The sequence below is a fragment of the Curtobacterium sp. RM9 genome, from assembly GCF_054956955.1.
The window spans coordinates 594979-617322 of the sequence record NZ_CM143271.1 but is presented as its reverse complement, the minus strand read 5'-3'; the positions used below and the strand labels follow the sequence as shown (position 1 = coordinate 617322).

Below are 22344 nucleotides of genomic sequence, written 5' to 3'. Positions count from 1 at the left end.
CGAGCCTACGGCCGACGGGCGACACCCAGACGCTTCTCCACAGGGCGCTCGTCGTCGGCCGCGACGGCGGCGGTGGGACCGGCCCCGTCGTCGACGCGGGCCGGCGCACCTGCCCAACCGATGCCTCCAGGCCGGGTCCAGACGCGACCGCCCGCCCACACCGGCGGCGTCCCCCGGAACCGGGGCGCCTCGTGACCGGCGAAGCGCCGGTCCAGCCCGCGCCAGCGCGCCAGGACCTCGACCATGCCCCAGTAGAGCAGCGACGTGCCCAGCGTGAGCAACCAGCCCCACGGTGACCCGTTGGACGAGTCGAGGTCGATCCGCGACCAGCCCGGGGCCTGCAGCACGAAGATCATGATGTTGTTGAAGGCGTGCTGCAGGACCGTCGCTTCGAGGCCGCCGGTCCGGAGCACGATGATCGCGGCGATCAGCCCGAACGAGCCGACGTCGAGGATGCCCCACACGTTGTAGCCGTTCGGGATGTGCAGCAGGGCGAACACGACGGTCGACACGAGCACCGCCACGACCGTGCCGAACACGCGGACCGGGATCCACGAGCCGATGGTCTGCATGAGGAACCCGCGGAAGATGTACTCCTCCGCCGCACCCTGGAACGGCACGAGCAGCAGCACGAGCACCAACGTCAGGGTCAGGGTGCCCAGCGACACGGTGGACTGGCCGATCGCGGCGTGGTCCCACCCGAAGCCGCCGTCGAACGAGAACATCCCCCAGGTCTGCGCGACGAACATGATCGCCGCGATGATGAGCGTCGGCAGCACGCACCAGGCCGTCCAGCCCCAGCGGACCCGGAAGCGCGTCGACGACAGGATGCCCGCCGGACCGATCCGCGCGATCTTCACCGCGAGCAGGACGCCCGGCAGCAGCACGACGAGCGAGACGAGCGTCAGCGACAGCACGAGCGGGTCGGTCGGGTCGAGTGAGCCGCGCTGCAGGTCGTTCAGGAGGCCGGTCACGCTGCCGACACCTCCGAAGGCGGCGAGCGGCACGAAGTACGCGACGGTCAGCAGGATCTGCGACACCACGTACCACCCGGCCAGGACGGCGAGGGCCACCAGCGGTCGCCACCACCTCCAGCGTGCGTCGACGCGGGGAAGGCGGTGGTAGGGAACGCTCACGCCGTGCAGGCTACCGAACCGGGCAGGATGGGAGCCGTGCTCACCGTCGTCCTCGGCCTGACCGGAGCCGTCGTCTACGGGGCGGCGGACTTCCTCGGCGGCCTCGCGTCGCGACGCCTGCGCGCCGTGGTCGTCTCGGCGGTCGCCGCGGCCGTCGGGATCGCGCCACTGCTGCTCGGCCTGGCGCTGGTCGGCGGCGTCGCCACGTGGCAGGCGACCGTGTGGGGGCTGGTGGCCGGGGTCTCCGGCGGGGTCGGGGTCCTGCTGCTCTACCGCGCGCTCGCGATCGGCCCGATGAGCGTGCTCTCGCCGTTGACGGCCGTGTTCGCGGCGGTCGTGCCCGTGGTCGTCGCGGTGGTGCGTGGCACGGAGCTGTCGGCGGTCGCCGTGGTCGCCCTCGTGGTCGCGGTGGTCGCGGTCGTGCTCGTGGCCGCGGTCCGCGACACCACGGGCGCGCGGGTCACGGTGGCCGGACTGGTCACCGCGGCGGTCGCGGGGTGCGGGTTCGGCGGGATCGTGCTGGCCTACGACATGACGCCTTCGGACTCGGGCATCGTTCCCCTGCTGGTCGCGCGGGTCCTGCAGGCGGTGCTGCTGGGTGGGGCAGCCGTGGTGTCGGGGCGGATGCTGCGGTCTGGAGGCGCGGATCGCCCGGACGGATCGGCTGACGGCGGTGGGACGGCCGGGTCGGGGCCGGAGGCCTCCGCTGTGGGCGCGTCCGTCCGGCCGGGGCCCGGGGCCGCCGCGGTGCGCGCCGGGTGGACGCGTGGCGTCGTGGTCACCGTGGCCGCGTGCGGGGTGCTCGACGCCCTGGCGAACGTCTGCATCCAGGCCGCGCTGCACGCCAGCGACGACCCGGCGACGCTGCCGGTCGTGAGCGTCCTCAACGCCCTCTACCCGATCGGCACCGTCGTGCTGGCCGGCGTCGTCCTGCGGGAGCGGCTCACCGGGGTGCAGTGGGCCGGCATCGTCCTCGCGTTCGTGGCCTCCGTCGGGCTCGCCCTCGCCTAGGCGGCCGGTCCGTCCGGGATCAACCGCTTGCCCATCGACACCGTCCGGTCGTCGGCGTACCCGAGGGCCTCGTAGAACGCGATCACCCGCTCGTTGCCCGCACGGACCTGCAGGTTCAGCTTCGGACAGCCCATCGCCGTGAGCAGCCGCTCGAACTCCGCCATCATGGTCCGGCCGATGCCCCCGCCCTGCAGGTCGGGCCGGACGGCGAGGTAGTTCACCCACCCACGGTGGCCGTCGTAGCCGGCCATGCCCGCGCCGACGACCTCGCCCGCTGCGTCCTCCGCCACCAGGAAGAGCTCGGGCTGCACCGTCGCCTTGCGGGCGATGTCCCGACGGGGGGCGTTCCACGGACGCACGAGGCCGCAGGTCTCCCACAGGGCGACGACGGCCTCGGTGTCGGCCTGGACGAAGGGGCGCAGTGAAGCGGTCACGTCCACACGCTAGTGTCCCGACCACGACGCAGCCCGCCGCCGTCGTACGATACGGACCACACCGATCCCTGGAGCCCGCGTGACCGCACACGAGACCATGCCGTCCCGGCGCGACGCTCGCGCCGACGGTGCTCGTCGGGCCCCGCGCCGGACGTCCCGCCCGCGGCAGACCGTCGGCGGAGCGATCGTCTCCCTGGTCGCCGAGCTGCTCATCATCGCGGGCGCCGGCACCGGCCTCTACGTCGCCTGGACGGCCTGGTGGACCGACGTGGTCGCGGTGAACGAGCAGACGAAGCTCGTCCAGGACCTCCAGCAGCACGACGTGACCGGCGTCGGCACCGAGCACCGCGGCCCCGCGCCCGTGCTGGCGGAGCCCCCGGCGGTCACCGATGTCTTCGGCACGATGCAGATCCCCCGCTTCGGCAAGGACTACGAGCGCCCCATCGGCGAGGGCACCGACCGCGAGCGGGTGCTCAACACGATCGGCCTCGGCCACTACCAGGACACCGCGATGCCGGGCGCCGAGGGCAACTTCGCCGTCGCCGGGCACCGCGTCACCTACGGCAAGCCGCTCAACCAGATCGCCGACCTGAAGACCGGCGACGCGGTCGTCGTCCGGGTGACCGACGCGAAGACGAAGTTCGACGTCTGGTACGTCTACCGGGTCACCGACTCGCAGATCGTGACGCCGGACCACGTCGAGACCATCGCGGCCGTGCCGAACAAGCCGGGTGTCGAGCCGACCGCCGCGGACCGCTGGCTGACCCTGACGGCGTGCCACCCGATGTGGTCCGCGAAGGAACGGTTCGTGACGCACGCGAAGCTCGACTACTGGATGCCCGCGTCGGAGGGCACCCCGACCGAACTCTCGGAGACGCCGAAGTGATCTTCCCGTTCGTCTGGCGGATCCTGCCGGGGCCCGCCGCCCTCAAGGTGTTCGAGCTCCTCGTGCTGCTCGCGGTGATCGTCTTCGTGCTCTTCACGTGGGTGTTCCCCTGGGTCGCGGCCGACATCCTGCCGCCGCCGGACGGCACGGTGGACGTCTCCCCGACGCCCTGACACCGGCACCGGCCGGCACCGCTCGTGCCCTCGGGCGCGGAGCGGTCAGACCGTCGTCGTGACCCGGGAGCCGCCCTCGGCCGTCCGTCGCACCGCGATCCGCTCCGGGATCCGCTGCTTGAGCTCCTCGACGTGGCTGACGATGCCCACCTGACGACCGCCCGCAGTCAGCCGTCCGAGCTGCCCGATCACGTCGTCGAGCGTCTCCGGGTCGAGCGTGCCGAAGCCCTCGTCGACGAACAGCGTGCCGAGGGAGACCCCACCGGCCTCGGCCTGCACGACGTCCGCGAGGCCGAGCGCCAGGCACAGCGACACCGTGAAGGTCTCGCCACCGGACAGGCTGCTCGGCCCCCGCAGGGTGTCGGTGGTGTGGTCGTGGACGGCCAGCGCCAGACCCGTCCGCCGCGACCGCGAACCGCTCTCGCGCTCGTCGGAGGTCTCGAGTGTGAACCGGCCCGCCAGCATGCCGCGCAACCGATCGTTCGCCGCGGCGACGACGTCCTCGAAACGGCGCATCAGCACGTAGGTGCCCAGCGTGATGCCGGTCGGGTTGACGGCGGCGACCCCGGCAGCGACGTCCGCGAGCCGGACGATCGCCCGGCTGCGCGCCGAGGTGTCCTCGCGCGCCCGGACCGCCGACGCGACGTCGGCCGCACACGTCCGCGCCGCATCGGCTCGGTCACCCGCGGAGACGGCCGCGCGGGTCGCCTCGTCGGCCAGGGCGACGGCCTGCCCGTGCGCCGTCCGGGCACCGTCGAGGTCGAGTTCGACGTCGGTGTCCGCGGCGGCGGCCACCACCGCGGGGTCGGCGAGCCCGGCGTCCACCACGGCGCGCTCCCGGTCCGCCGCCTCGATCTCGGCACGCAGACGGTCGGCCTCGGTGTGCGCGAGGACGGCAGCACGAGCCGCGGCGGCGTCGGCGAAGCCCTGCTCGGCGAGGACCCGATCGAGGTCCTGTGCACGCTCGGCGACGGCCCGGTGGGTGGCGACGACGTGCTCCTCGGCGCGGACGACCGCCTCGACCCGCGCGACGAGGTCGTCCAGCGTCGAGACGCCCTGCCGCAGCGTCGTGGGTCGCTCGTCGAGGAGCGCGGCGACACGGTCGACCGCGGCGAGGACGGCCTGCTCGTCCTGCTCGAGCCGCTCGGACTCGGTCGCGACGGTCGCGACGAGCACGGACCGCTCGGCGTCGACGTCGTTGCGCTCGCGTTCGAGGGCCCGGGTGCGTTCGTCGTGCGCGGCGCGCTGTCGTTCGAGCACGGCCACCCGGGTCGCGGCGTCGTGCGCGGCGGCCACCGCGGCGTCGGCGGCGTCGGCCAGTGCGTCCACCGCGGCGGCGTCCGTGTCGCCGAGGACCGCTGCGAGTCGCTGCTGCTCGGCCCGGTCGAGCGCCAGCGCGGTGGCCGCGTCGGCGAGCGTCTCCTCCGCCGCCCGGGCGACCCGTGCCGCCTCGGCGATCGCGGCGGTGGTCGGGTGGTCGTCCTGGGGTCGGGCGACGACGGGGTGCTCGGTGGCACCGCACACCGGGCACGGGTCACCGGGCACCAGGGCGTCGCCGAGTTCACCCGCGAGCCCGGCGATCCGGCGCTCGCGGAGGTCCTGCTCGGTGCGGACCGCCTCGGTCGCGCGGGCACGGGCGGCGGCGACCCGCTGCTCGCCGTCCAGCACCCGGCGGCCGACCGCAGCCTGCGCATCGAGCTCGGTCCGGAGCCGACGGACCCGCTCGACCTCGTGCCGCGCGGCCTCGGCGCCGGCGGCGAGCACAGCGGCGGCACGGGCGTCCTCGACGACGACGGCACGTTCGGCCGGCCGGGCGGTGAGCGCCGCGTCGAGGTCGACCAGTCGGGCCGCGGCCTGGTCGCCGCGGGCTGCTGCGTCAGCGACGGACCGGCGTCGCGCGGCGGAGCCGTCCTCGACGGGCACGAGGTGGCGGACCCCGGCGAGGACGTCGGTGAGGGAGCGCCGGCGTGCGTCGAGGTCGGCGCCCGTGTCGGTGACGTCGTGCGTTGCGCGCAGCCGGTCGGCGGTGGCCGTGGCCTCCGCCGCTCGGGCCCGTGCGGCGTCGTGGCCGTCGGCGAGCACCGTCACGCGTGCGGCGCGCTCCCCGACCACGAGGCGCTCACGAGCGGCAGCGATCGACGGAACGGCGGCGTCGAGGTCGGCTCGGCGACGGAGGAGGACCGTCCGGCGCTCGCGGGCGACCGAGCGGGCCCGGAGCGCCTGCTCGTGTGCAGCCGAGGCCTCGGCCGCGGTGACGGCGGCGATCCGGGCCGCCTCGGCCACGTCTGCCGTGGCGCGGAGTGCGGCGACCGTGTCACGGACGGCGGCCTCGTCGACCTCGTCCGTCGCCGCGGCCTGGGCGAACCGCGCGAGGGCGTCGCGGACGCGGGCGTCGGCTCCCTCGACCTCGGCCTGGACGACCCGACGGCGGGCGGCGAGCTCGTCGGCGGTGCGGTCGTAGACCTGCGTGCCGAACAGCGACTGCAGGAGCCTGCGGCGGTCCTCGCCGGGCGAGCGCAGGAACCGGGCGAACTCACCCTGGGGCAGCACCACGGTCTGCAGGAACTGTGCACGGTCGAGCCCGACGATCCGGCCGATCTCGAGCCCGACCTCGGGGATGCGGGCGGACACCGGCTCGCCGACGAGGTCGGTGGGGCCGGCGAGCCGCACGAGCTGCGCCGACGCCTGCTGCCGCACGGTGCCGGTGCCGCGCTGCTTCGGGCGGTCGTACTGCGGGGTACGACGGACCCGGTACACGCCGGCGGTCGTCTCGAACACCAGCTCGACGAACGGCTCGACCGCGGGGTCGGCGTGGTGGCTGTGCAGCCGCTCCTTCGAGGAGTCACCGCCGGCGACGTCACCGTAGAGGGCGAACACCACGGCGTCGATGATCGTCGACTTGCCGGAGCCGGTCGGTCCCTCGAGCAGGAACACGCCGGACGCGGCGAGTGCCGCGAAGTCGATCGACACGAGGTCCGGGTAGGGGCCGATCGCGCGGAGGTCGAGCCGGTGCAGGTACATCAGCGGTCCCCCGCCTGCTGGAGCGCGAGGGCCGCCGCCTCGTACGCCTCGGTGAGGATCGCGCGGTCGTCGTCGTCCGGTGCCGCGCCGGTGGCGAAGGCGACGAAGTCGGACGCGACCTCGACCGGGTCGGAGGTCGCCGACACCGGGCGGGCAGCGGCCCGCTCGGGCCGGTCTGCGGGTTCGTGGGTGACGGCGAGCGCGTGCGGGAAGTGGTCCTTCACCCGCGCGTACATCCGCTCCGGGTGCACGGTGTCGGTGACCGCGACCCGGACCCAGGCGTCGGCGTCCGCCGCGAACGCCCCGGACTCGATCGCGTCGATCGTGCCCCGGACGTCCACGAGTCGCCGCGGCACGGGTGCCGGGACGAGTTCGACGGTGACGGCTCCGGCAGCGTCGAGCTCGACCACGGTGACGGACTTGCGCTGGTGCCGCTCCCCGAACGAGAACGCGAGCGGCGACCCCGCGTAGCGGACGCGGTCCCCGTCGCCGACCCGCTGCGGACCGTGCAGGTGCCCGAGGGCGACGTAGTCGACGCCGTCGAAGACCGACGCCGGTGCCTGGTCGACGCCGCCGACGCGGATGTCCTGTTCGCTGTCGCTCGGTGCGGCACCGCCGACGAAGGCGTGCGCGACGACGACGCTGCGCGTGCCCGGGCGTCCGGCGAGGTCGGCACGGACGCGGTGCATGGCGGCACCGAGGACGGCGTGGTGGGACCGCGCGAGGGGCTCGTCGGGGAGGTCGGCGAGGGCGTAGCGCGTGAGGTCCGGGTGCAGGTAGGGGATGCCGTAGACCGCGACGGGGCCGTCCGGGTCGTCGAGCAGGACCGGGTTCGCGATGCCGGCGGGTTCGGCGAGGATGCGCACCCGCTCCCCCATCACCCCCGCGCCGAACCCGAGCCGCGGTGCGGAGTCGTGGTTGCCGGGCGTGAGGACCACGGTGGCGGTGGTCGCGAGCCGCTCGAGCACGTGCGAGAGGATCCGCACGGCGTCGACCGGCGGGATCGCACGGTCGTAGACGTCACCGGCGACGACCACGAGGTCCACCGCACGGTCGCGGACGGTCTCGACGAGCCAGTCCGCGAACGCCGCCTGGTGCCCGAGCAGGTCGGCTCCGAGCAGCGTGCGGCCGAGGTGCCAGTCGCCGGTGTGCAGGATCCGCATGCGGTCACGCTAGCGGCGGCCGGGGACATCGTCGGACGCCCCGCGGCGACCTGTGGACGCCGACCGCCTCCCCACCTTCCGGGGGTTGTTCAATCGTTGAGACACCTGTTCAATGGACCGCACAGCCGATCCCACCCCGCCCGAGGAGACCACCCGATGACGGACCGTACCCCCGTGCTCCCCCGCACCACGACCGGTCTGCCGCCAGCACCCGTCTCCCCGACCGTCGACGCCGTCGCGCCCGGACCGGACCCCGCCGTGGTCCAGCTCCTCACGGCGTTCCGCGCCCTGCAGGTGCAGCACACCCGTGTCCTCCACCAGGAGACTGCCGCGCACGGCATGCACCCGTCGGACGCGCGGTTCCTGTTCCTCCTGGCAGCCGCCGACGGCGAGGGCGTCACCCCGAAGCAGGCCACCGAGGACCTCGAGCTCTCGACGGGTGCCATGACCTCGCTCGTCGACCGACTCGAGCGGCGTGGGCACATCGAACGGCACCCGAACCCGCTCGACCGCCGGAGCGTCATCGTGCACCTCACCCCTGCCGGCGCCGCTGTCGCGCGCTCGTTCGGCGAGGTCTACGCCGCGGCCTTCGGCGAGGCGGTCGCCCCCGTGGACCGCGCGGGACTGGCCGCGGACCTCGCGGCGCTCGGCAGCGCCCTGGAACGACAGGTCCGCTCGGCCCGCGCGTAGCCGGTCGCCGCGCGTAGCGTGGCGCGCATGACCCCTTCCGAACTCCTCGTCGAAGCGTTCTCCCGCGTGCCCGAGACGGTCGGCCGGGCCCTCGACGGCCTGTCCGAGGACCAGCTGGCGGCACGCCCCGCAACGGGCGCGAACACGCTCGCGTGGCTCGCGTGGCACACCGCCCGTGGGCAGGACGCGCAGATCGCCGACCTCGCCGACACCGAGCAGGTCTGGACCGCGGACGGCTGGGTCGAGCGGTTCGGGCTGCCCTTCCCGGCGGAGGCGCTCGGGTACGGCATGTCCCGCGACGACGTCGGGCGCGTGCGCGCCTCGGCGGAGCTGCTGAACGGGTACCTGCGGGCGGTGCACGAGCGCACCGTCGCGTACCTCGGCACGCTCGCCCCGGAGGACCTCGACCCGGTCGTCGACGACGCCTGGGACCCGCCCGTCACGCGCGGCGCGCGTCTCGTGAGCATCCTGGATGACTGCACCCAGCACGCCGGTCAGGCCGGCTACGTGCGCGGCCTGCTGTTCTTCACCCACTGACCCCGTGACGGACGGGAGCGTGCCCCGCTCAGCGGCAACGCGAAGCGTTGCGCGGGGCACGCCGACCGAGCCTGCGAGGGAGGAGTGCCAGCTGGCACCGCGCCTCCCGTGTGTGCGTGGTCGCGTCTACCGCGCGGCGAGCTCCGCGACGATGCCGTCACCAGGAGCCGCCTGGACGAGGTCGGCCTCGATCTCGGCGTTCTCGAGGATGCCCTCGATCTTCCGGATGCGGCCGCGCGGGACGATCGTCACGACCGTGCCCTCCTTGCCGGCACGACCGGTGCGGCCGGAGCGGTGCATGTACGCCTTGTAGTCGTCCGGGGCGTCCGCCTGCACGACGAGCGAGACGTCGTCGACGTGGATGCCGCGGGCCGCGACGTCCGTCGCGACGAGCACGTTCACCCGGCCGCTCGTGAGCAGCTGCAGGTTCCGCGTCCGGCGGGACTGGTTGAGGTCGCCGTGCAGCGAGGTCGCACGGATGCCGGCGTCCTCGAACTGGTCGGCCAGACGCTCGGCGTAGGCGCGGGTGCGGGCGAAGACGATGGTCTTGCCGTCGCCGGCGACGAGCTCCTCGAGCACCTGGTCCTTCTGGCGCTGCTCCACCACGAGCACGCGGTGGTCGATGGTCGAGGAGGCCTGGTCCTCGCCAGCGACCTCGTGGACGCTCGGCTCGTGCAGGAACTCCGACACGAGCGATGCCACCTGGGCGTCGAGCGTCGCGCTGAACAGCAGCTTCTGGGCGCGGTTGCCCTGCGGGGTGACCTCGGCCGTCGCGGAGAGGATCTCGCGCACCGGCTCGAGGAACCCGAGGTCGCACATGTGGTCGGCCTCGTCGAGGACGGAGACGATGACCTCGCTGAGGTCGAGCTTCCCCTTGTTCATGAGGTCCTGCACGCGGCCGGGCGTCCCGACGATGATGTCGACGCCGCGCTCGAGGGCGCCCTCCTGGCGGCCGTACGGCACACCGCCGTAGATCTGCGTCGTGAAGAGGCCGACCGAGCGGGCGATCGGCTGCACGGTGCGGTCGATCTGCAGCGCGAGCTCACGGGTCGGCGCGAGGATCAGCGCACGCGGGGCACGGCCCATCTTGCGCTTGGTGCCACCGCCGTGCTCCATGAGCTTCTCGACGAGGGGCGCACCGAACGCGATCGTCTTGCCGGAGCCGGTACGGCCGCGGCCGAGCACGTCCTTGCCTGCGAGCACGTCGGGGATCGTCGCCGCCTGGATCGGGAACGGGCTGCTCGCACCGAGCTCTGCGAGGGCACGGGAGATGTTGCCGCCGATGCCGAGGTCGCCGAAGGACACGCCCTCGACATCGGCCGCGACGGTCGCCTCCGCCTGGAGCTTCTCGAGCTTCACGTCGTCCGCGGGGACGAACGGCTTGCGGTCGGTGGTGCGGTCGTCGTCGAACGAGCGGCGCGGTGCGCGGTCGCTGCGGTCGTCGCGGTCGAACCGGCGCGGGGCACGGTCGTCGCGGTCGAACCGCCGCGGGGCACGGTCGTCGCGGTCGAACCGGCGCGGGGCACGGTCGTCGCGGTCGGAGGAACGGCGGGGACGGTCGTCCTGGTCGCGGCGCGGCGCGCGGTCGTCACGGTCGAACCGGCGGGGGGCACGGTCGTCACGGTCGAACCGGCGCGGGGCACGGTCGTCACGGTCGAAGCGACGGGCACCTCGGTCGTCGTCACGACGCGGCGCACGGTCGTCACGATCGAACCGACGGGCACCACGGTCGTCATCACGACGCGGGGCACGGTCGTCACGATCGAACCGGCGCGGCGCACGGTCGTCACGGTCGAACCGACGCGGGGCACGGTCGTCCTGGTCGCGGCGCGGCGCACGGTCGTCACGGTCGAACCGACGCGGGGCACGGTCGTCACGGTCGAACCGGCGAGCACCACGGTCGTCGTCACGGCGGGGCGTCCGGTCGTCACGCTCGGAGCGACGCGGCGCGCGGTCGTCACGGTCGTACCCACGGCCGCCGCGGTCGCGGTCGAAGCCACGCCCGCCGCGGTCGTCACGGCGCTGGCCGCCGTCGCGCGGCTCCCAGTTGGGGCGGGCCGGACGCTCGCCCTGCGCCGCGCGGCCGCGGCGCTCCTCGGCGTCCCAGCGCTGCTTCTGCCGCGGCTGCGCCGGGTCGGCGGCGCGGAAACCGCGGTGCTTGCTGCTGCGCGCGGCAGGAGTGCCGTTCGCGTGGCGGACTCGGTCGTCGGCACGCTGACGCGCGCCCTTGTCGTACGGGGCCATTGCTACTTTCCGGGGTGCAGACGTCCCACAGCGCCCGGCAGCGACATCGGCGGGGGCTCTTCAGCGGGGAGGGGGTTCTTCCCGTCGCGGTTCGACGTGAATCCAGCCCTCGAGCGCACACACACCCAAACGAAACCCGCGGTCATGATGCCGCGGTGCCGAAGGCCGACCGATCGAGTCTACGTGAGATCGGTCGCCGGGGCCAGCCCCGATCGGTCTGGAGGCGCGTGGCGGCGCCGCCACGCGCCTCCAGACCGCCCGTGCCCGGGTCAGGAATCTGCCAGCCGCTGCCGCTGCTCGGCCACGTCGAAGTCGGCGGCGGGCCAGGTGAGCTGCATGTCCTCGAGCGCACGGAGCAGGAGCTGCTGCACCGCGAGGCGGGCGTACCACTTGCGGTTCGCCGGCACCACGTACCACGGCGCCCGCTCGGTCGACGTGCGCTCGAACACGGTCTGGTACGCGGCCTGGTAGTCGTCCCAGCGCAGGCGCTCGTCGATGTCGCCGGGGTTGAACTTCCAGTGCTTGTCCGGCCGGTCGAGGCGGTCGCCCAGGCGTTCGCGCTGCTCGTCCTTCGAGATGTGGAGCATCACCTTGACGATCGTCGTCCCGGCGTCCACCAGTCGGTCCTCGAAGTCGACGATGGCGCCGTAGCGTCGCTCGATCTCCTCGGGCGGGGCGAACGAGCGGACCTTCTGGATGAGGACGTCCTCGTAGTGCGACCGGTCGAAGACGCCGAGCTGGCCGGCCTGCGGCAGCTCGCGCTCGATCCGCCAGAGGAAGTCGTGCTCGCGCTCTTCGGCCGTCGGCGCCTTGAAGCCGGCGTAGTGCACGCCGTTCGGGTCGACCGCTCCGACGACGTGCGACACGATGCCGCCTTTGCCGGCGGTGTCCATCGCCTGGAGGACGAGGAGCACCCGACGCTCGTCGCCCGCCGTGCTCACCGCGTGGAGTCGCTCCTGCAGGGCGGCCAGCCGATCGGCCCCGGCGGCGAGCGCCTCGAGCCCGTCGATCTTGCGCCCGGGGAACCCCGGCGTGCCGTCGGGGTCGACCCGGTCGAGTCGGAAGCCCTCCTCGACGCGGAGCAGCGGTTCGGGATCGGCGTTCCAGGCCTTGCGACGGCTCACGGGTCCTCCTGCGGTCTCATCACGATCCTGTCACCGCGGAGCGGGTTCGTCCGGTCGGAGGACGTGCTGCGCCCGGGGTCGGGTTAGCGTGGCAGCGATGAGGTCCGGACGTCGCATGCTGCTCGCGGTCACCGCCGCGGTCGTGGCGCTCGGCGTCGTGAGCTCGTGCAGCGCGGAACCGGTCGGCGACGAGAACCGTGCGGTGACGGCGGGGCCGGTCATCTACCCGCTGTCACTGCGGTACCACGGGATCGACGTGGTGGCAGACGTGCCGTACGGGGCCGACCCGCTGCAGCGGCTCGACGTGTGCCTGCCGGCGGGGGCGTCGGTCGATGCGCCGCCGGACGCGACGCCGTCTGGTGCCTCGCCGTCCGCGAGTGCCTCGGCGCCTGTGAGTGCCACGCCGTCCGCGGGTGCCCCGGCGCCCGCGGGTGCCCCGGCGACCGCGAATGCCCCGGCGCTCGCGAGTGCCTCGGCGCCTGCGAGTGCCTCACCGTCCGCGGTGGCCGAGGCGGTCCGGGGGTCCGGCCGGCCCGCCGTGATGATGATCCACGGCGGCAGTTGGTCTCACGGCGACAAGGCGACCGCCGCCTACCGCTCCGTGTGCAAGTACCTCGCGTCCGAGGGCTTCGTCACCTTCAACGTCGACTACCGCCTCGCCCCGACCGACCCCTTCCCCGCGGGCTACGACGACGTCCGGCGTGCCCTCGACTTCGTCTTCCGCCCGACGACCCTCACGACCTACGGCGTGGACCGCACCCGGGTCGGCGTGTTCGGCGGGAGTGCGGGCGGGAACCTCGCGGCGCTCCTGGCCGTCACCGACCACGAGTCCCCCGCCTTCGCCGAGGGCGACCGGATCCGGGCGGTGGTCGACCTCAGCGGCCCGACGGACCTGACGGATCGGTCGACCGAGGCGGACGGGGTGTCCGCGGCGTTCCAGCGGAAGCAGCTGCTCTACCTCGGGTGCCGGACCTCCGCGGGCTGTCCGGCGGCGGAACGGGCCTCCCCCGGGTTCCACGTCACGTCGGACACAGCGCCGTTCTTCATCGGGCACTCCACCGACGAGTTCATCCCGCTCTGGGAGTCGCAGGAGTTCACCGCGACGCTCCGGGCGCACGACGTGCCGGTCACGTTCGTGCAGGTGGAGGGGACGGCGCACTCGATCGCGCAGCTCGACGAGGCGATGAGCAGGCGTGTGGTGGCGTTCCTCCGGGCACACCTGGACTGAGGTGTCGCAGTGCCGGGCACGCGGCCGGCCGCTCGGCCGCGACGGTGCCGAGTCTCGGACCCCGGGCCCCGAGTCTCGCGCTGAGCGACGGTTCACGCGCTCCCGCGGCCGAGATGTGTCGCTGAGGGCGAGACTCGCGCAGGACCGGGCGTGCGGTCAGCGGTGCGAGACTCGTCGCGGCGTGCGCCCCGGGCGGGTGGCACCCGGAGTCGGGACTGCCGCGGAACGCCCCCGCCACCCAGACTCGCAGGGTGACCGACACCTCGACCCGCCCCGCGCCCGGCACCGCCACCCGCTGGGAGCACCGCTCCCCGCTGCGGACCGCGGCCGAGCTCTCGCTGGGCCTGTCGTTCGCGGTCACGACGGCGTTCGGTGGCTACTCCGCTGCGACCGGGCACCTCGGCGTGGTCTCGCAGGTCGCCGGGATCGCGTTCCTGGTCACGCTGACGTGCGTGCTCGTTTCCTGGTTCCGGGCCGTGGAGCGCGAGGAGTCGGCGGACGCCCGGGGCACGCGCCGTGCGCCCGTGACGACCGTCCGGACCCCCGCCGCGGACCCGCTCTCCGCGATCGACGCCGAGTACCGCCGCTAGCCCTCCGCCACCGGACCCGACGGCTGCGGAGCAGCGCCCCCAGCAGCACCAGCATCAGCACCGCCCGACGCCGGCGCCCCGCCCGCGGCAGCGCGCCGATCGGCCCGCCGCTCCCGCGCTCGCTCCACCACGAAGTACAGCGCCGGCAGCACCACGAGGGTCAGCAGCGTCGAGGACACCAGGCCGCCGATGACGACGAGCGCGAGCGGCTGCGAGATGAACCCCGACCGCCCGGTCAACCCGACCGCCATCGGCACGAGCGCGAAGATCGTCGCGAGCGCCGTCATGAGGATCGGCCGCAGGCGTCGGGTGGCGCCCTCGACGAGGGCCTCGCGGACACGGAGCCCCCTCCGGCGGTACTGGTTCACGAGGTCGATGAGGACGATCGCGTTCGTGACGACGATGCCGACGAGCATGAGCACGCCGATGAGCGACGCGACACCGATCGGGATGCCCGAGGCGATCTGCAGCAGGATCGCGCCCGTCGCCGCGAACGGCACGGACACGAGCAGGAGCAGCGGCTGCAGCAGGCTCCGGAACGTGGCGACCATGACGACGTAGACGATGAGGATCGCCACGAGCGCCGCGAGGAGCAGCTGGCTGAACGCCGACGTCTGGCTCGACGCCACACCACCGATCGAGGCCGAGGCACCGCGCGGCAGGTCGAGCTGGTCGACCGCGCTGGTGACGGACTGCACGGCCGCGCCGAGGTTGGTGGCGTCCGGCGTGACCGTGATCGTCGCGGTGCGGACGGCGTCGGCGGTGGTGACGGAGGTCGGGCCCTCGGCGCGCTCGATGCTCGCCACGTCGGACAGCGGCACGCTGCCGGTGGCCGTCGGCACGGACAACGCCCTGAGCGCCGCGATGGTGGTCGGCGGCTGCGGGTCGGCGATGTAGACGTCGAGCGACGCGTCGTCGATCTCGACCGTGCCGGTGTCGAGCGGCGACACGGCCGCGGCGACGATCCCGCCGATCTGCGTCTCGGTGAGTCCGCGCTCGGCAGCCTCCTGCCGGTCGACCTTCACCGCGAGGTAGGGCTCCGCGGCCGACAGGTTGCTCGATGCCGCGGTGGTGTTCGGCACCTTCCGCATCTCGGTGAGGACCTGGTCCGCCGCGGTCCGGAGTTCGGCCTGCGTCGGTGCGGTGACGTCGACCTCGATGTCGCTGCTGCCGCCGAACCCGCCGCCCGACGAGGACAGCGTGAGCTGTCCGGCGTCGTCGAGGCGGTCCAACCGCTTGCGGGTGTCGGACTGGATGCGTGCCTGGTCGGCGTCCGCGTCCGTCGTCACGGCGTACTGGATCGAAGCGGTCGCCCCGCCGCCGAACGCCGCCTGGATCGACTGACCGCTCGTACCGATCGTCGTCTGGATCGTCTGCACCCCGTCGACGTCGCGGAGCTGACGCTCGACCTCCGCCGCCGCGTCCGACTGCACGTCGAGGCTCGTGCCCGGTTCGAGGTCCTGCGTCACGGTGAAGGTGTTCTGCCCGGAGTCGCCGAGGTAGTTCGTCTTCACGAAGGGCAGCGCGGCCGCCGTGCCGCCGAGCACGAGGACGGCCAGCGCGAGCACGACCCACGGCGCGCGGAGCACCCAGCCGAGCACTGGCTGGTAACCGCGCCGCAGTCGGTCCGGCGCGGACGCGTCGTGCAGGTCGGCGGCCGACGCCAGGGCACCCTCGGTCGCGGAACCGTTCGGCGTGGTCCGGCCGGGAGGCACGGTGCCCGCAGGCGCTCCGGTCGCGCCGACAGCGCTGGTCGCCCCCACCGCCGCGGTCGCCCCGGTCTCGCCGGTCGCGTCGGCAGGGTCGCCCACGCCCGCCCCCGCGTGCCTGCGCGGCTTCGGCGCACGGAGGAACCAGTACGCCAGCACCGGCACGATCGTCAGCGCGACGAGCAGCGACGCCACGAGCGCCATCGTGACCGTGAGCGCGAACGGCCGGAAGAGCTCACCGACGAGCTCCGCCACGAACGCCACCGGCAGGAACACCACGACGGTCGTCAGGGTGGACGCCGTGACGGCACCGGCGACCTCGCGCACACCGTCGAGCACCGCCTGGCGCCGGTCGACCCCGGGCTGCAGGTGCCGTTTGATGTTCTCGATGACGACGATGGAGTCGTCGACGACGCGGCCGATGGCGATGGTGAGGCCGGCGAGCGTGATGATGTTCAGCGTGTAGTCCGCCGCTCGCATGCCGATCGCGGCGAGGAGCACGGAGGTCGGGATCGAGATCGCCGTGACGATCGTCGACCGGACGGACAGCAGGAAAAGCAGGATCACGACGACCGCGAACCCGAGGCCGAGCAGGCCCTCCTCGGCGAGGGAGTCGATCGACTGCTGGATGTAGGGCGCCTGGTCGAAGACGACCGTGAAGCGCGGGTCGCCGGTGATCTTCTTCTCGATGCCGGGAAGGGCGTCACGCACGGTCTCGGAGACGTCGACGGTGTTCGCATCCTGCGTCTTGGTGATCGCGATGGTGAGGGCCTGCTCGCCGTCGACCCGGCTGATCGACGTGCGCGGGGACTCCTCGATCGCGACCTTCGCCACGTCGCCGATCGTCGTGTCGGTGGCAGCTGCCGAGGTGCCCGCGGCGGTCGCCCCGGTCGAGCCGGTCGCCCCCGTCGCGCCGGTCGTGCCCGAGGAACCGGACGCGGTACCCCCGGCCGCGCCGGCAGCGCCGCCGACGCCCGTCGCCCCTGCGGCGCCGGCAGCTGCGCCGGCCGACGACCCGCCCGCCGACGACCCGGTGTTCGCGGACGAGGCCCCCGCCGCTCCGGAGCCGCCGGACGACGACCCACCGGTGAGCGGCAGCGCCTCGATGTCGGCGAGGGACCCGATCCGTTCACCGGTCTGCACCGAGAGCGTCGAGCCGTCCTGGGTGATGGTGCCGCCGGGGATGAGCGAGCCGTTGTCCTGCAGCGCGTCGGAGATCGCGGTCTGCGAGAGGCCCCGCGCAGCGAGTTCCGAGCGGTCGGGCGTGATGACGACCCGGCGTCCGGGGTTGCCGTACACGTCGGCCGCCCGCACCCCGTCGAGCTTCTCGAGGTCGGGGATCGCCGTCGCGTTCAAACGGTCGACGAGCTGTTCCTGGTCACCCTTCGCCGTGACCGCGAGCTGGATCACCGGCAGGTCGTCGAACGACCCCGTCACGATCTGCGTGTTCACGGAGTCCGGCAGCGCGAGCGCGTTGACGACCGTCTGGATCTTGTCCTCGGCGCTGGCGAGGTTCGAGCCGTACGCGAACTCCGCCGAGACCACGCTCTGCCCGGTGGACGAGGTCGCCGTCGTCGACTTGAGGTCGGGCACCGCCTGGATGCCCTGCTCGATCTTCGTCGAGACGTCCGCCGACACGACCTCCGGCGTGGCCCCGGGGTAGGCGCTCACGATCGCGACCTGCGGGAACTGGACGCTCGGGATGAGCTCCTGCTTGAGGCTCGTCAGCGCGATGCCGCCGAACACGGCCACGACGATGGTGACCAGCGCGATGAGCGCACGGTTGCGGAGGCTGAAGACCGAGAGGAAGTGCACGTGCTCGATCCTCCCAGGAGGCGGCCGTGCGTGGGCTGCCGGTCGCGATCTGTGGACTGCAGCGTCAGCCCACGGACAGGTAGGCGGCGAGGACGCCGACCGTACCGAGCACGCCGGTCGCGAGCGCGATCACGCGGCCGAGCGGGGTCCGGGCGGTGACGACCGCGAACACCAGCGCCGCCACGCCCACGACGATCTCCACGACCCACATCGTGACGCCCGTCGTGGCTGCCACCCGGAGGAGGGCCCGGATGCCCTCGCCCACGAGGATCGCCGCCGTGGCGCCGAGGGCAGCAGCACGCCACCGCTCGTCGCCGCTCCGGACGGCGACCGCGACGGCCCCGGCGAGCAGCCCGGCGGGGACCCCGACGAGCACCCAGAAGTTCGTCCACGACAGGACGTCCGGGTACCCGCGGAGGACGGTGGCCGCCCAGTACCCGACGTGCATGAGTTCGAGCAGCACGACGCCGAGGAGCATCGCGAGCGGCAGCGCGACCCGGCCGGCCCGGACCCGCGCCAGCAGGCAGAGGGCGACGGCGACGACGAACCAGGGACCGGCGGCGTTCGAGACCGTGGACAGCGCGGGGACCGCCTGCCCGAACGAGGTCAGGACACCCGCGAGCAGCGCGCCCGTGAGCGCCATCGAGACCCGGGCGGCCGCAGGGACGCCGCCCGACCGGTCGACGGACGAGGGGCGGGCGGGGGCGGTCGATGCGCTCATGGCACCAGCATCCCGATGCGGGTGCGGGCGCACATCACCCGCAGGGCGAAGACGGGGTCCCCCTGCAGGATGACCCGTCCTCACACCACGGCCGCCAAGGTCCCCCGGGCGCCCGTGCCCTCGCCGCCGACCCGAGCCCACGCCCGCTCCAGCACGTCGACCAGCCGCGTCCGGTCCGCCGGTGCCATCGTGAACGGCACCCGGAGGAACCGCTCGAACCCGCCGTCCGGCCCGAACACCCCGCCGGACGCCAGCACCACGCCCTCGGCCCGCGCGGCGAGCACGAGCGCGCTCGACACCGGGCGGCCGAGCCCGACCCACGTCGTCAACCCGCCCGCCGGGGACGGGACGTCCCATTCCGGGAGCCGCGCGCGCAGGGCGGCCACGACGTCGTCGCGACCGGTGCGCAGGGCGGTGCGCCGCGCCTCCAGGACGGCCGCCGTGCGCGGGACGAGCTCGCGCACGACGAGCTGGTCCAGGACCGGCGTGCCGAGGTCGCCCGTCGGGCGGGCGAGGAGCAGACGGTGCAGCAGTTCCGGCGACGCTCGGATCCACCCGATCCGCAGGCCGCCCCAGAACACCTTCGCGGCCGAGCCGATCATGACGACGGCCGGATCGGCCGCGGCGAGCGGCGCGGACGCAGCGCCGTCGATCCGGAGCTCGCCCATCGTCTCGTCGGCGATGACGGTCGTGCCGACGGACGCCGCGACGGTCAGCAGGCGGTCACGGGTGCCGGCCGTCATGGTCGCGCCGGTCGGGTTGTGCAGCTCGGGCATGACGTAGGCGACGGCGGGCGCGGTGCGGCGCAGGGTCGCCTCGAGCGCCGCCTCGTCCCATCCCGTGTGTGCGTCGACGGGGACCCCGACGAGCCGTCCGCCGGCCTCGCGGAACGCCTCGTGCGCGTGCGGGTAGGTGGGCGACTCGACGAGCACGGCGTCACCGCGGCGGACGAGCACGCGGGCGAGGAGGGCGATGGCGTGCTGCGCGCCGACGGTGACGACGACCTGCGAAGGGTCCGTCGGGAGCCCCCGTTCGGTGTAGCGGTCGGCGATGGCCGCGCGGAGTCCGGGGTCGCCGACGGTGTCGTACCCGATGCCGGCGAGCGCCGCCGGCACGTGGCGCATCGCACGCTCGACGGCGTCGGACAGCCCCGGGGCGGCGTGCAGCGCGGCCTTCCGGAGGTCGAGCAGGTCGCCGCCGACCACACCACCGAGGCGTTCCGGGTCGGGGCGACCGACGAGCCCGGCCGGCAGCCGCACCACGCTGCCCGAGCCACGCAACGACACGAGGAACCCGTCGCTCCGGAGCCGCGCGTACGCGTTCGCCACCGTGGTCCGGGACACCCCGAGGGCGGTGGCGAGTCCGCGTTCGGCGGGCAGCCGGACGCCCTGCGGCACCCGCCCGTCGATGACGAGCACCCGCAGCGCGTCGGACAGCGCCTCGTACGCGGGGGCGTCGGACCCGTCCCGCCAGTCGGTGAGGAGCAGTGCGGCGGATCGGGCGCTGAGGAGGACCGGCGTCATGGATCCACGGTAGCGGAATTGGCTCTCGACGGGCAGTCCAATCTCGCGGCACGATCGGCGCATGTCCCGCAGCACCGCCCTGTCCCTCCGCTCCGTGCAGCTCCTCGTCGGCCTGTTCCTCTACGGCGCCTCGACCGCGTTGCAGGTCCGCGCGGTGGTGGGCGTCTCCTCGTGGACGGTGCTCACCGAGGGACTCGAGCACGTCGTCCCGTGGTCGTTCGGCGTCATCACCGTGGTGTCGAGCGTCGTCATCCTGCTGTTCTGGATCCCGCTGCGGCAGAAGCCCGGGATCGGCACCCTGCTCAACGCCCTCACCATCGGGCCGTCGGCGGACCTGGTGCTCTGGCTGGTGCCCGCTCCGGACGCGCTCGCAGCCCGGATCGGGCTCTTCGTCGCCGGCCTCGCCCTGCTGGCCCTGGCGACGGCCTGCTACATCGGCGCCGGCTTCGGCACGGGGGCGCGTGACGGTCTGATGGTCGGCCTGCACCAGCGACTGGGATGGCCGGTCTGGGTCGCGCGGACGGTGATCGAGGTCTCCGTGGTGGTCGTCGGATGGCTCCTGGGCGGGGACGTCGGTGCCGGCACGGTCGTCGCCGCCTTCGCGATCGGCCCGTTGGTGCAACCCCTGATGCCGGTGTTCGGCCGCTTCCCGTGGAGCCCGGACCGGACGACGCCGGTCGCCGACCTGGAGGCGCGCCCCACCCCTGCCACGGACCCCGCCTGACGACTCCCCGGCTCCGGGCTCGGAGATGGCTGCGAAGGCTTGCCCGGCTGCCGAGACGCGATGTATCGTGACTCGCACAACGCGATACATCGCGAGTTGGAGGAGGCAACATGGCCCAGGAGAAGTGGCTCGTCGAAGAGCCCAAGGTGATCGACACCGGGATCGTCCGCCGCCTGCGCGTCGGTCTCGCCGCCGGACAGGTCGACGTCGTCGCACACGACGAACCGACCGCCCGCGTCGAGGTGCACGGCGTGTCCGGCAAGCCGCTCAAGATCGAGCTCGAGGGTGACACCCTGACGATCGACCACCCCCAGATCCGCTGGGACGACCCGCTCGGCTTCCTGAAGTCGTTCCGCGGCAAGGCCCACGCCGACGTCAGCGTCCTCGTGCCCCGCGACGCCGCGGTGAACGTCGGCGTCGTGTCCGCCGGCGCACTGCTTGCCGGCACGAACCGCGGCGCGACGCTGAACACCGTGTCCGGCGACGTCGTCGTCGACGGGGTGGCCGGCGACCTCACGGTCAACGCGGTGAACGGCACCACCACCGTGCGCGAGCTCGAGGGAGCCCTCACGGTGCACACCGTGTCCGGCGACGTCGTCGCGACCGGCGACATCCCCCGCTTCTCGGCGGACGGCGTCTCGGCCGACGTGGTGCTCGACCTGCGCGGCACCCCCGACTCGGCCCGGGTGAACACGGTGTCCGGCGCGGTGAGCGTCCGCCTCGAGGACGGCGTGGCCTACCGCTGCACCGTCAGCACCGCCACCGGCAAGCTGCAGTTCGACGACTCGGAGATCCGTGGCGTTCGCGGCTCCTACGTCAAGCAGGGCGGCGAGCTCTCCGGGCAGTGGCTCGACCTCAAGGTGAACTCGGTGTCCGGCGACATCGCGGTCCTGCACGCGGCCCCCACCCCCACCGACACCGTGACCGACTCGGAGGTCGTCGAATGAGCCCCGTCTTCGCCCACGGCCACCTGCGCCTGTACCTGCTCGTCCTGCTCGCCGACCACCCGATGCACGGGTACGAGGTCATCCAGGCCCTCGGGGACCGCTTCGGCGGCACGTACGTCCCGAGCGCCGGCACGGTCTACCCACGCCTGGCGAAGCTCGAGGACGAAGGCCTCGTCACGAAGACCGCCGACGGGCGCAAGACCGTCTACGCGATCACCGACGCCGGTCGTGCCGAGCTCGACGCCCGCGCGGACGAGATCGCCGCGGTCGAGAACGGCGTGAACGACTCGGTGAAGTCCCTGGCCGACGGGGTCCGTGCCTCGGTCGGCGAGGCGATGCGGTCGCTCCGCGCCGATCTCGCCGCCAGCGCCCAGGCCCCGAAGGGACAGACCGCCGACGAGCCCGTCGACGTGCCGACCGAGGGCGCCAGTGCACTGCGCGAGGTCGAGATGGCGGTCGCGGCGTTCCGGCAGCAGGTCCGCGCGGACCTGCGTCGCCGCGCGACGCGCGGGACGCTCGGTCCGGAGACCGTGACGCGTCTGCGCGAGGGGCTGGAGGCCCTGCGCCGGTCCCTCTGACGGGCCGCGGCCGGCGGGTGGTGGCGATCCGCGCCTCCCGTCCGGCCGCTCCGCCGGCCGGTCGTCGGACGACCGTCCGGCCGGTCCGTC

The 22344-nt window shown here is 73.7% G+C and carries 19 protein-coding genes; 10 read left to right on the top strand and 9 right to left on the bottom strand.

The genetic code is table 11. The annotated features are described in order from the left end of the window. Positions 1 to 5: 5 nt before the first annotated feature. Positions 6 to 1136 carry a CPBP family intramembrane glutamic endopeptidase gene (locus ACY3FI_RS02995; RefSeq protein ID WP_462549256.1) on the bottom strand — a complete coding sequence of 377 codons (1131 nt, stop codon included), beginning with the start codon at positions 1134 to 1136 and terminating at the stop codon, positions 6 to 8. A 36-nt stretch (positions 1137 to 1172) separates the two neighbouring features. Here ACY3FI_RS02995 and ACY3FI_RS02990 point away from each other — a divergent pair, with 36 nt between their 5' ends. Continuing rightward, positions 1173 to 2147, top strand: coding sequence for an EamA family transporter (locus tag ACY3FI_RS02990; protein WP_462549254.1), 975 nt, complete (start codon positions 1173 to 1175; stop codon positions 2145 to 2147). Here ACY3FI_RS02990 and ACY3FI_RS02985 read toward each other — a convergent pair. Further along, entirely contained in the window at positions 2144 to 2581 is a 438-nt protein-coding gene (locus ACY3FI_RS02985; RefSeq protein ID WP_462549252.1) for a GNAT family acetyltransferase, read from the bottom strand. The two genes, ACY3FI_RS02990 and ACY3FI_RS02985, sit on opposite strands and share 4 nt — an antisense overlap. Positions 2582 to 2660: 79 nt before the next feature. On the opposite strand from ACY3FI_RS02985, the gene ACY3FI_RS02980 reads away from it, so the two are divergent. Both ACY3FI_RS02980 and ACY3FI_RS02975 read left to right on the top strand, forming a co-directional pair. After that, on the top strand, positions 2661 to 3467 hold the full coding sequence (locus tag ACY3FI_RS02980; protein WP_462549251.1) for a class E sortase: 807 nt from the start codon (positions 2661 to 2663) through the stop codon (positions 3465 to 3467). Continuing rightward, a complete protein-coding gene (locus ACY3FI_RS02975) occupies positions 3464 to 3640 on the top strand; it encodes a hypothetical protein (protein ID WP_462549250.1) in 177 nt (58 codons plus the stop codon). The genes ACY3FI_RS02980 and ACY3FI_RS02975 overlap by 4 nt, the downstream gene beginning before the upstream one ends. 45 nt (positions 3641 to 3685) lie before the next feature. Here the strand turns inward: ACY3FI_RS02975 and ACY3FI_RS02970 are convergent, their stop codons facing one another. Both ACY3FI_RS02970 and ACY3FI_RS02965 read right to left on the bottom strand, forming a co-directional pair. Next, complete coding sequence (locus tag ACY3FI_RS02970) at positions 3686 to 6661, bottom strand: AAA family ATPase (protein WP_462549249.1); 2976 nt, start codon at positions 6659 to 6661, stop codon at positions 3686 to 3688. Next, positions 6661 to 7824, bottom strand: a complete 1164-nt coding sequence (locus ACY3FI_RS02965; RefSeq protein ID WP_462549248.1) for an exonuclease SbcCD subunit D — start codon at positions 7822 to 7824, stop codon at positions 6661 to 6663. Before ACY3FI_RS02965 ends, ACY3FI_RS02970 begins: the two co-directional genes overlap by 1 nt. A gap of 156 nt (positions 7825 to 7980) precedes the next feature. On the opposite strand from ACY3FI_RS02965, the gene ACY3FI_RS02960 reads away from it, so the two are divergent. Both ACY3FI_RS02960 and ACY3FI_RS02955 read left to right on the top strand, forming a co-directional pair. Then, on the top strand, positions 7981 to 8514 hold the full coding sequence (locus tag ACY3FI_RS02960) for a MarR family winged helix-turn-helix transcriptional regulator (protein ID WP_462549247.1): 534 nt from the start codon (positions 7981 to 7983) through the stop codon (positions 8512 to 8514). 27 nt (positions 8515 to 8541) lie between these two features. Then, positions 8542 to 9051: a mycothiol transferase gene (locus tag ACY3FI_RS02955; RefSeq protein ID WP_462549246.1), complete on the top strand. Its 510-nt coding sequence runs from the start codon at positions 8542 to 8544 to the stop codon at positions 9049 to 9051. A 126-nt stretch (positions 9052 to 9177) separates the two neighbouring features. On the opposite strand, the gene ACY3FI_RS02950 is transcribed toward ACY3FI_RS02955, so the two are convergent. Continuing rightward, positions 9178 to 11295 (bottom strand): DEAD/DEAH box helicase, encoded by a 2118-nt coding sequence (locus ACY3FI_RS02950; RefSeq protein WP_462549245.1) that lies wholly within the window; start codon positions 11293 to 11295, stop codon positions 9178 to 9180. A gap of 269 nt (positions 11296 to 11564) precedes the next feature. After that, the gene (locus ACY3FI_RS02945; RefSeq protein ID WP_462549244.1) at positions 11565 to 12419 is read right to left on the bottom strand and encodes a PPK2 family polyphosphate kinase; all 855 of its coding nucleotides are present in this window, start codon (positions 12417 to 12419) and stop codon (positions 11565 to 11567) included. 97 nt (positions 12420 to 12516) lie between these two features. Between ACY3FI_RS02945 and ACY3FI_RS02940 the strand changes: the two genes are divergently transcribed. Beyond that, positions 12517 to 13647, top strand: a complete 1131-nt coding sequence (locus ACY3FI_RS02940) for an alpha/beta hydrolase (protein ID WP_462549243.1) — start codon at positions 12517 to 12519, stop codon at positions 13645 to 13647. A gap of 251 nt (positions 13648 to 13898) precedes the next feature. Further along, a complete protein-coding gene (locus ACY3FI_RS02935; protein ID WP_462549242.1) occupies positions 13899 to 14237 on the top strand; it encodes a hypothetical protein in 339 nt (112 codons plus the stop codon). On the opposite strand, the gene ACY3FI_RS02930 is transcribed toward ACY3FI_RS02935, so the two are convergent. From ACY3FI_RS02930 to yczR, 3 genes are all read right to left on the bottom strand, one after another. Next, the gene (locus ACY3FI_RS02930; protein ID WP_462549241.1) at positions 14234 to 17761 is read right to left on the bottom strand and encodes an efflux RND transporter permease subunit; all 3528 of its coding nucleotides are present in this window, start codon (positions 17759 to 17761) and stop codon (positions 14234 to 14236) included. The two genes, ACY3FI_RS02935 and ACY3FI_RS02930, sit on opposite strands and share 4 nt — an antisense overlap. Positions 17762 to 17825: 64 nt before the next feature. Then, positions 17826 to 18482, bottom strand: coding sequence for a DUF6518 family protein (locus ACY3FI_RS02925; RefSeq protein WP_462549240.1), 657 nt, complete (start codon positions 18480 to 18482; stop codon positions 17826 to 17828). 80 nt (positions 18483 to 18562) lie between these two features. Then, positions 18563 to 20005 (bottom strand): MocR-like transcription factor YczR, encoded by a 1443-nt coding sequence (gene yczR, locus ACY3FI_RS02920; RefSeq protein WP_462549239.1) that lies wholly within the window; start codon positions 20003 to 20005, stop codon positions 18563 to 18565. Positions 20006 to 20066: 61 nt separating this feature from the next. Here yczR and yczE point away from each other — a divergent pair, with 61 nt between their 5' ends. The 3 genes from yczE to ACY3FI_RS02905 all read left to right on the top strand — a co-directional run bounded on the left by yczE (position 20067) and on the right by ACY3FI_RS02905 (position 22254). Beyond that, the gene (gene yczE, locus ACY3FI_RS02915) at positions 20067 to 20729 is read left to right on the top strand and encodes a membrane protein YczE (protein ID WP_462549238.1); all 663 of its coding nucleotides are present in this window, start codon (positions 20067 to 20069) and stop codon (positions 20727 to 20729) included. A gap of 110 nt (positions 20730 to 20839) precedes the next feature. Continuing rightward, positions 20840 to 21676 carry a DUF4097 family beta strand repeat-containing protein gene (locus tag ACY3FI_RS02910; protein ID WP_462549237.1) on the top strand — a complete coding sequence of 279 codons (837 nt, stop codon included), beginning with the start codon at positions 20840 to 20842 and terminating at the stop codon, positions 21674 to 21676. Continuing rightward, a complete protein-coding gene (locus tag ACY3FI_RS02905; RefSeq protein WP_462549236.1) occupies positions 21673 to 22254 on the top strand; it encodes a PadR family transcriptional regulator in 582 nt (193 codons plus the stop codon). The genes ACY3FI_RS02910 and ACY3FI_RS02905 overlap by 4 nt, the downstream gene beginning before the upstream one ends. Positions 22255 to 22344 lie beyond the last annotated feature (90 nt).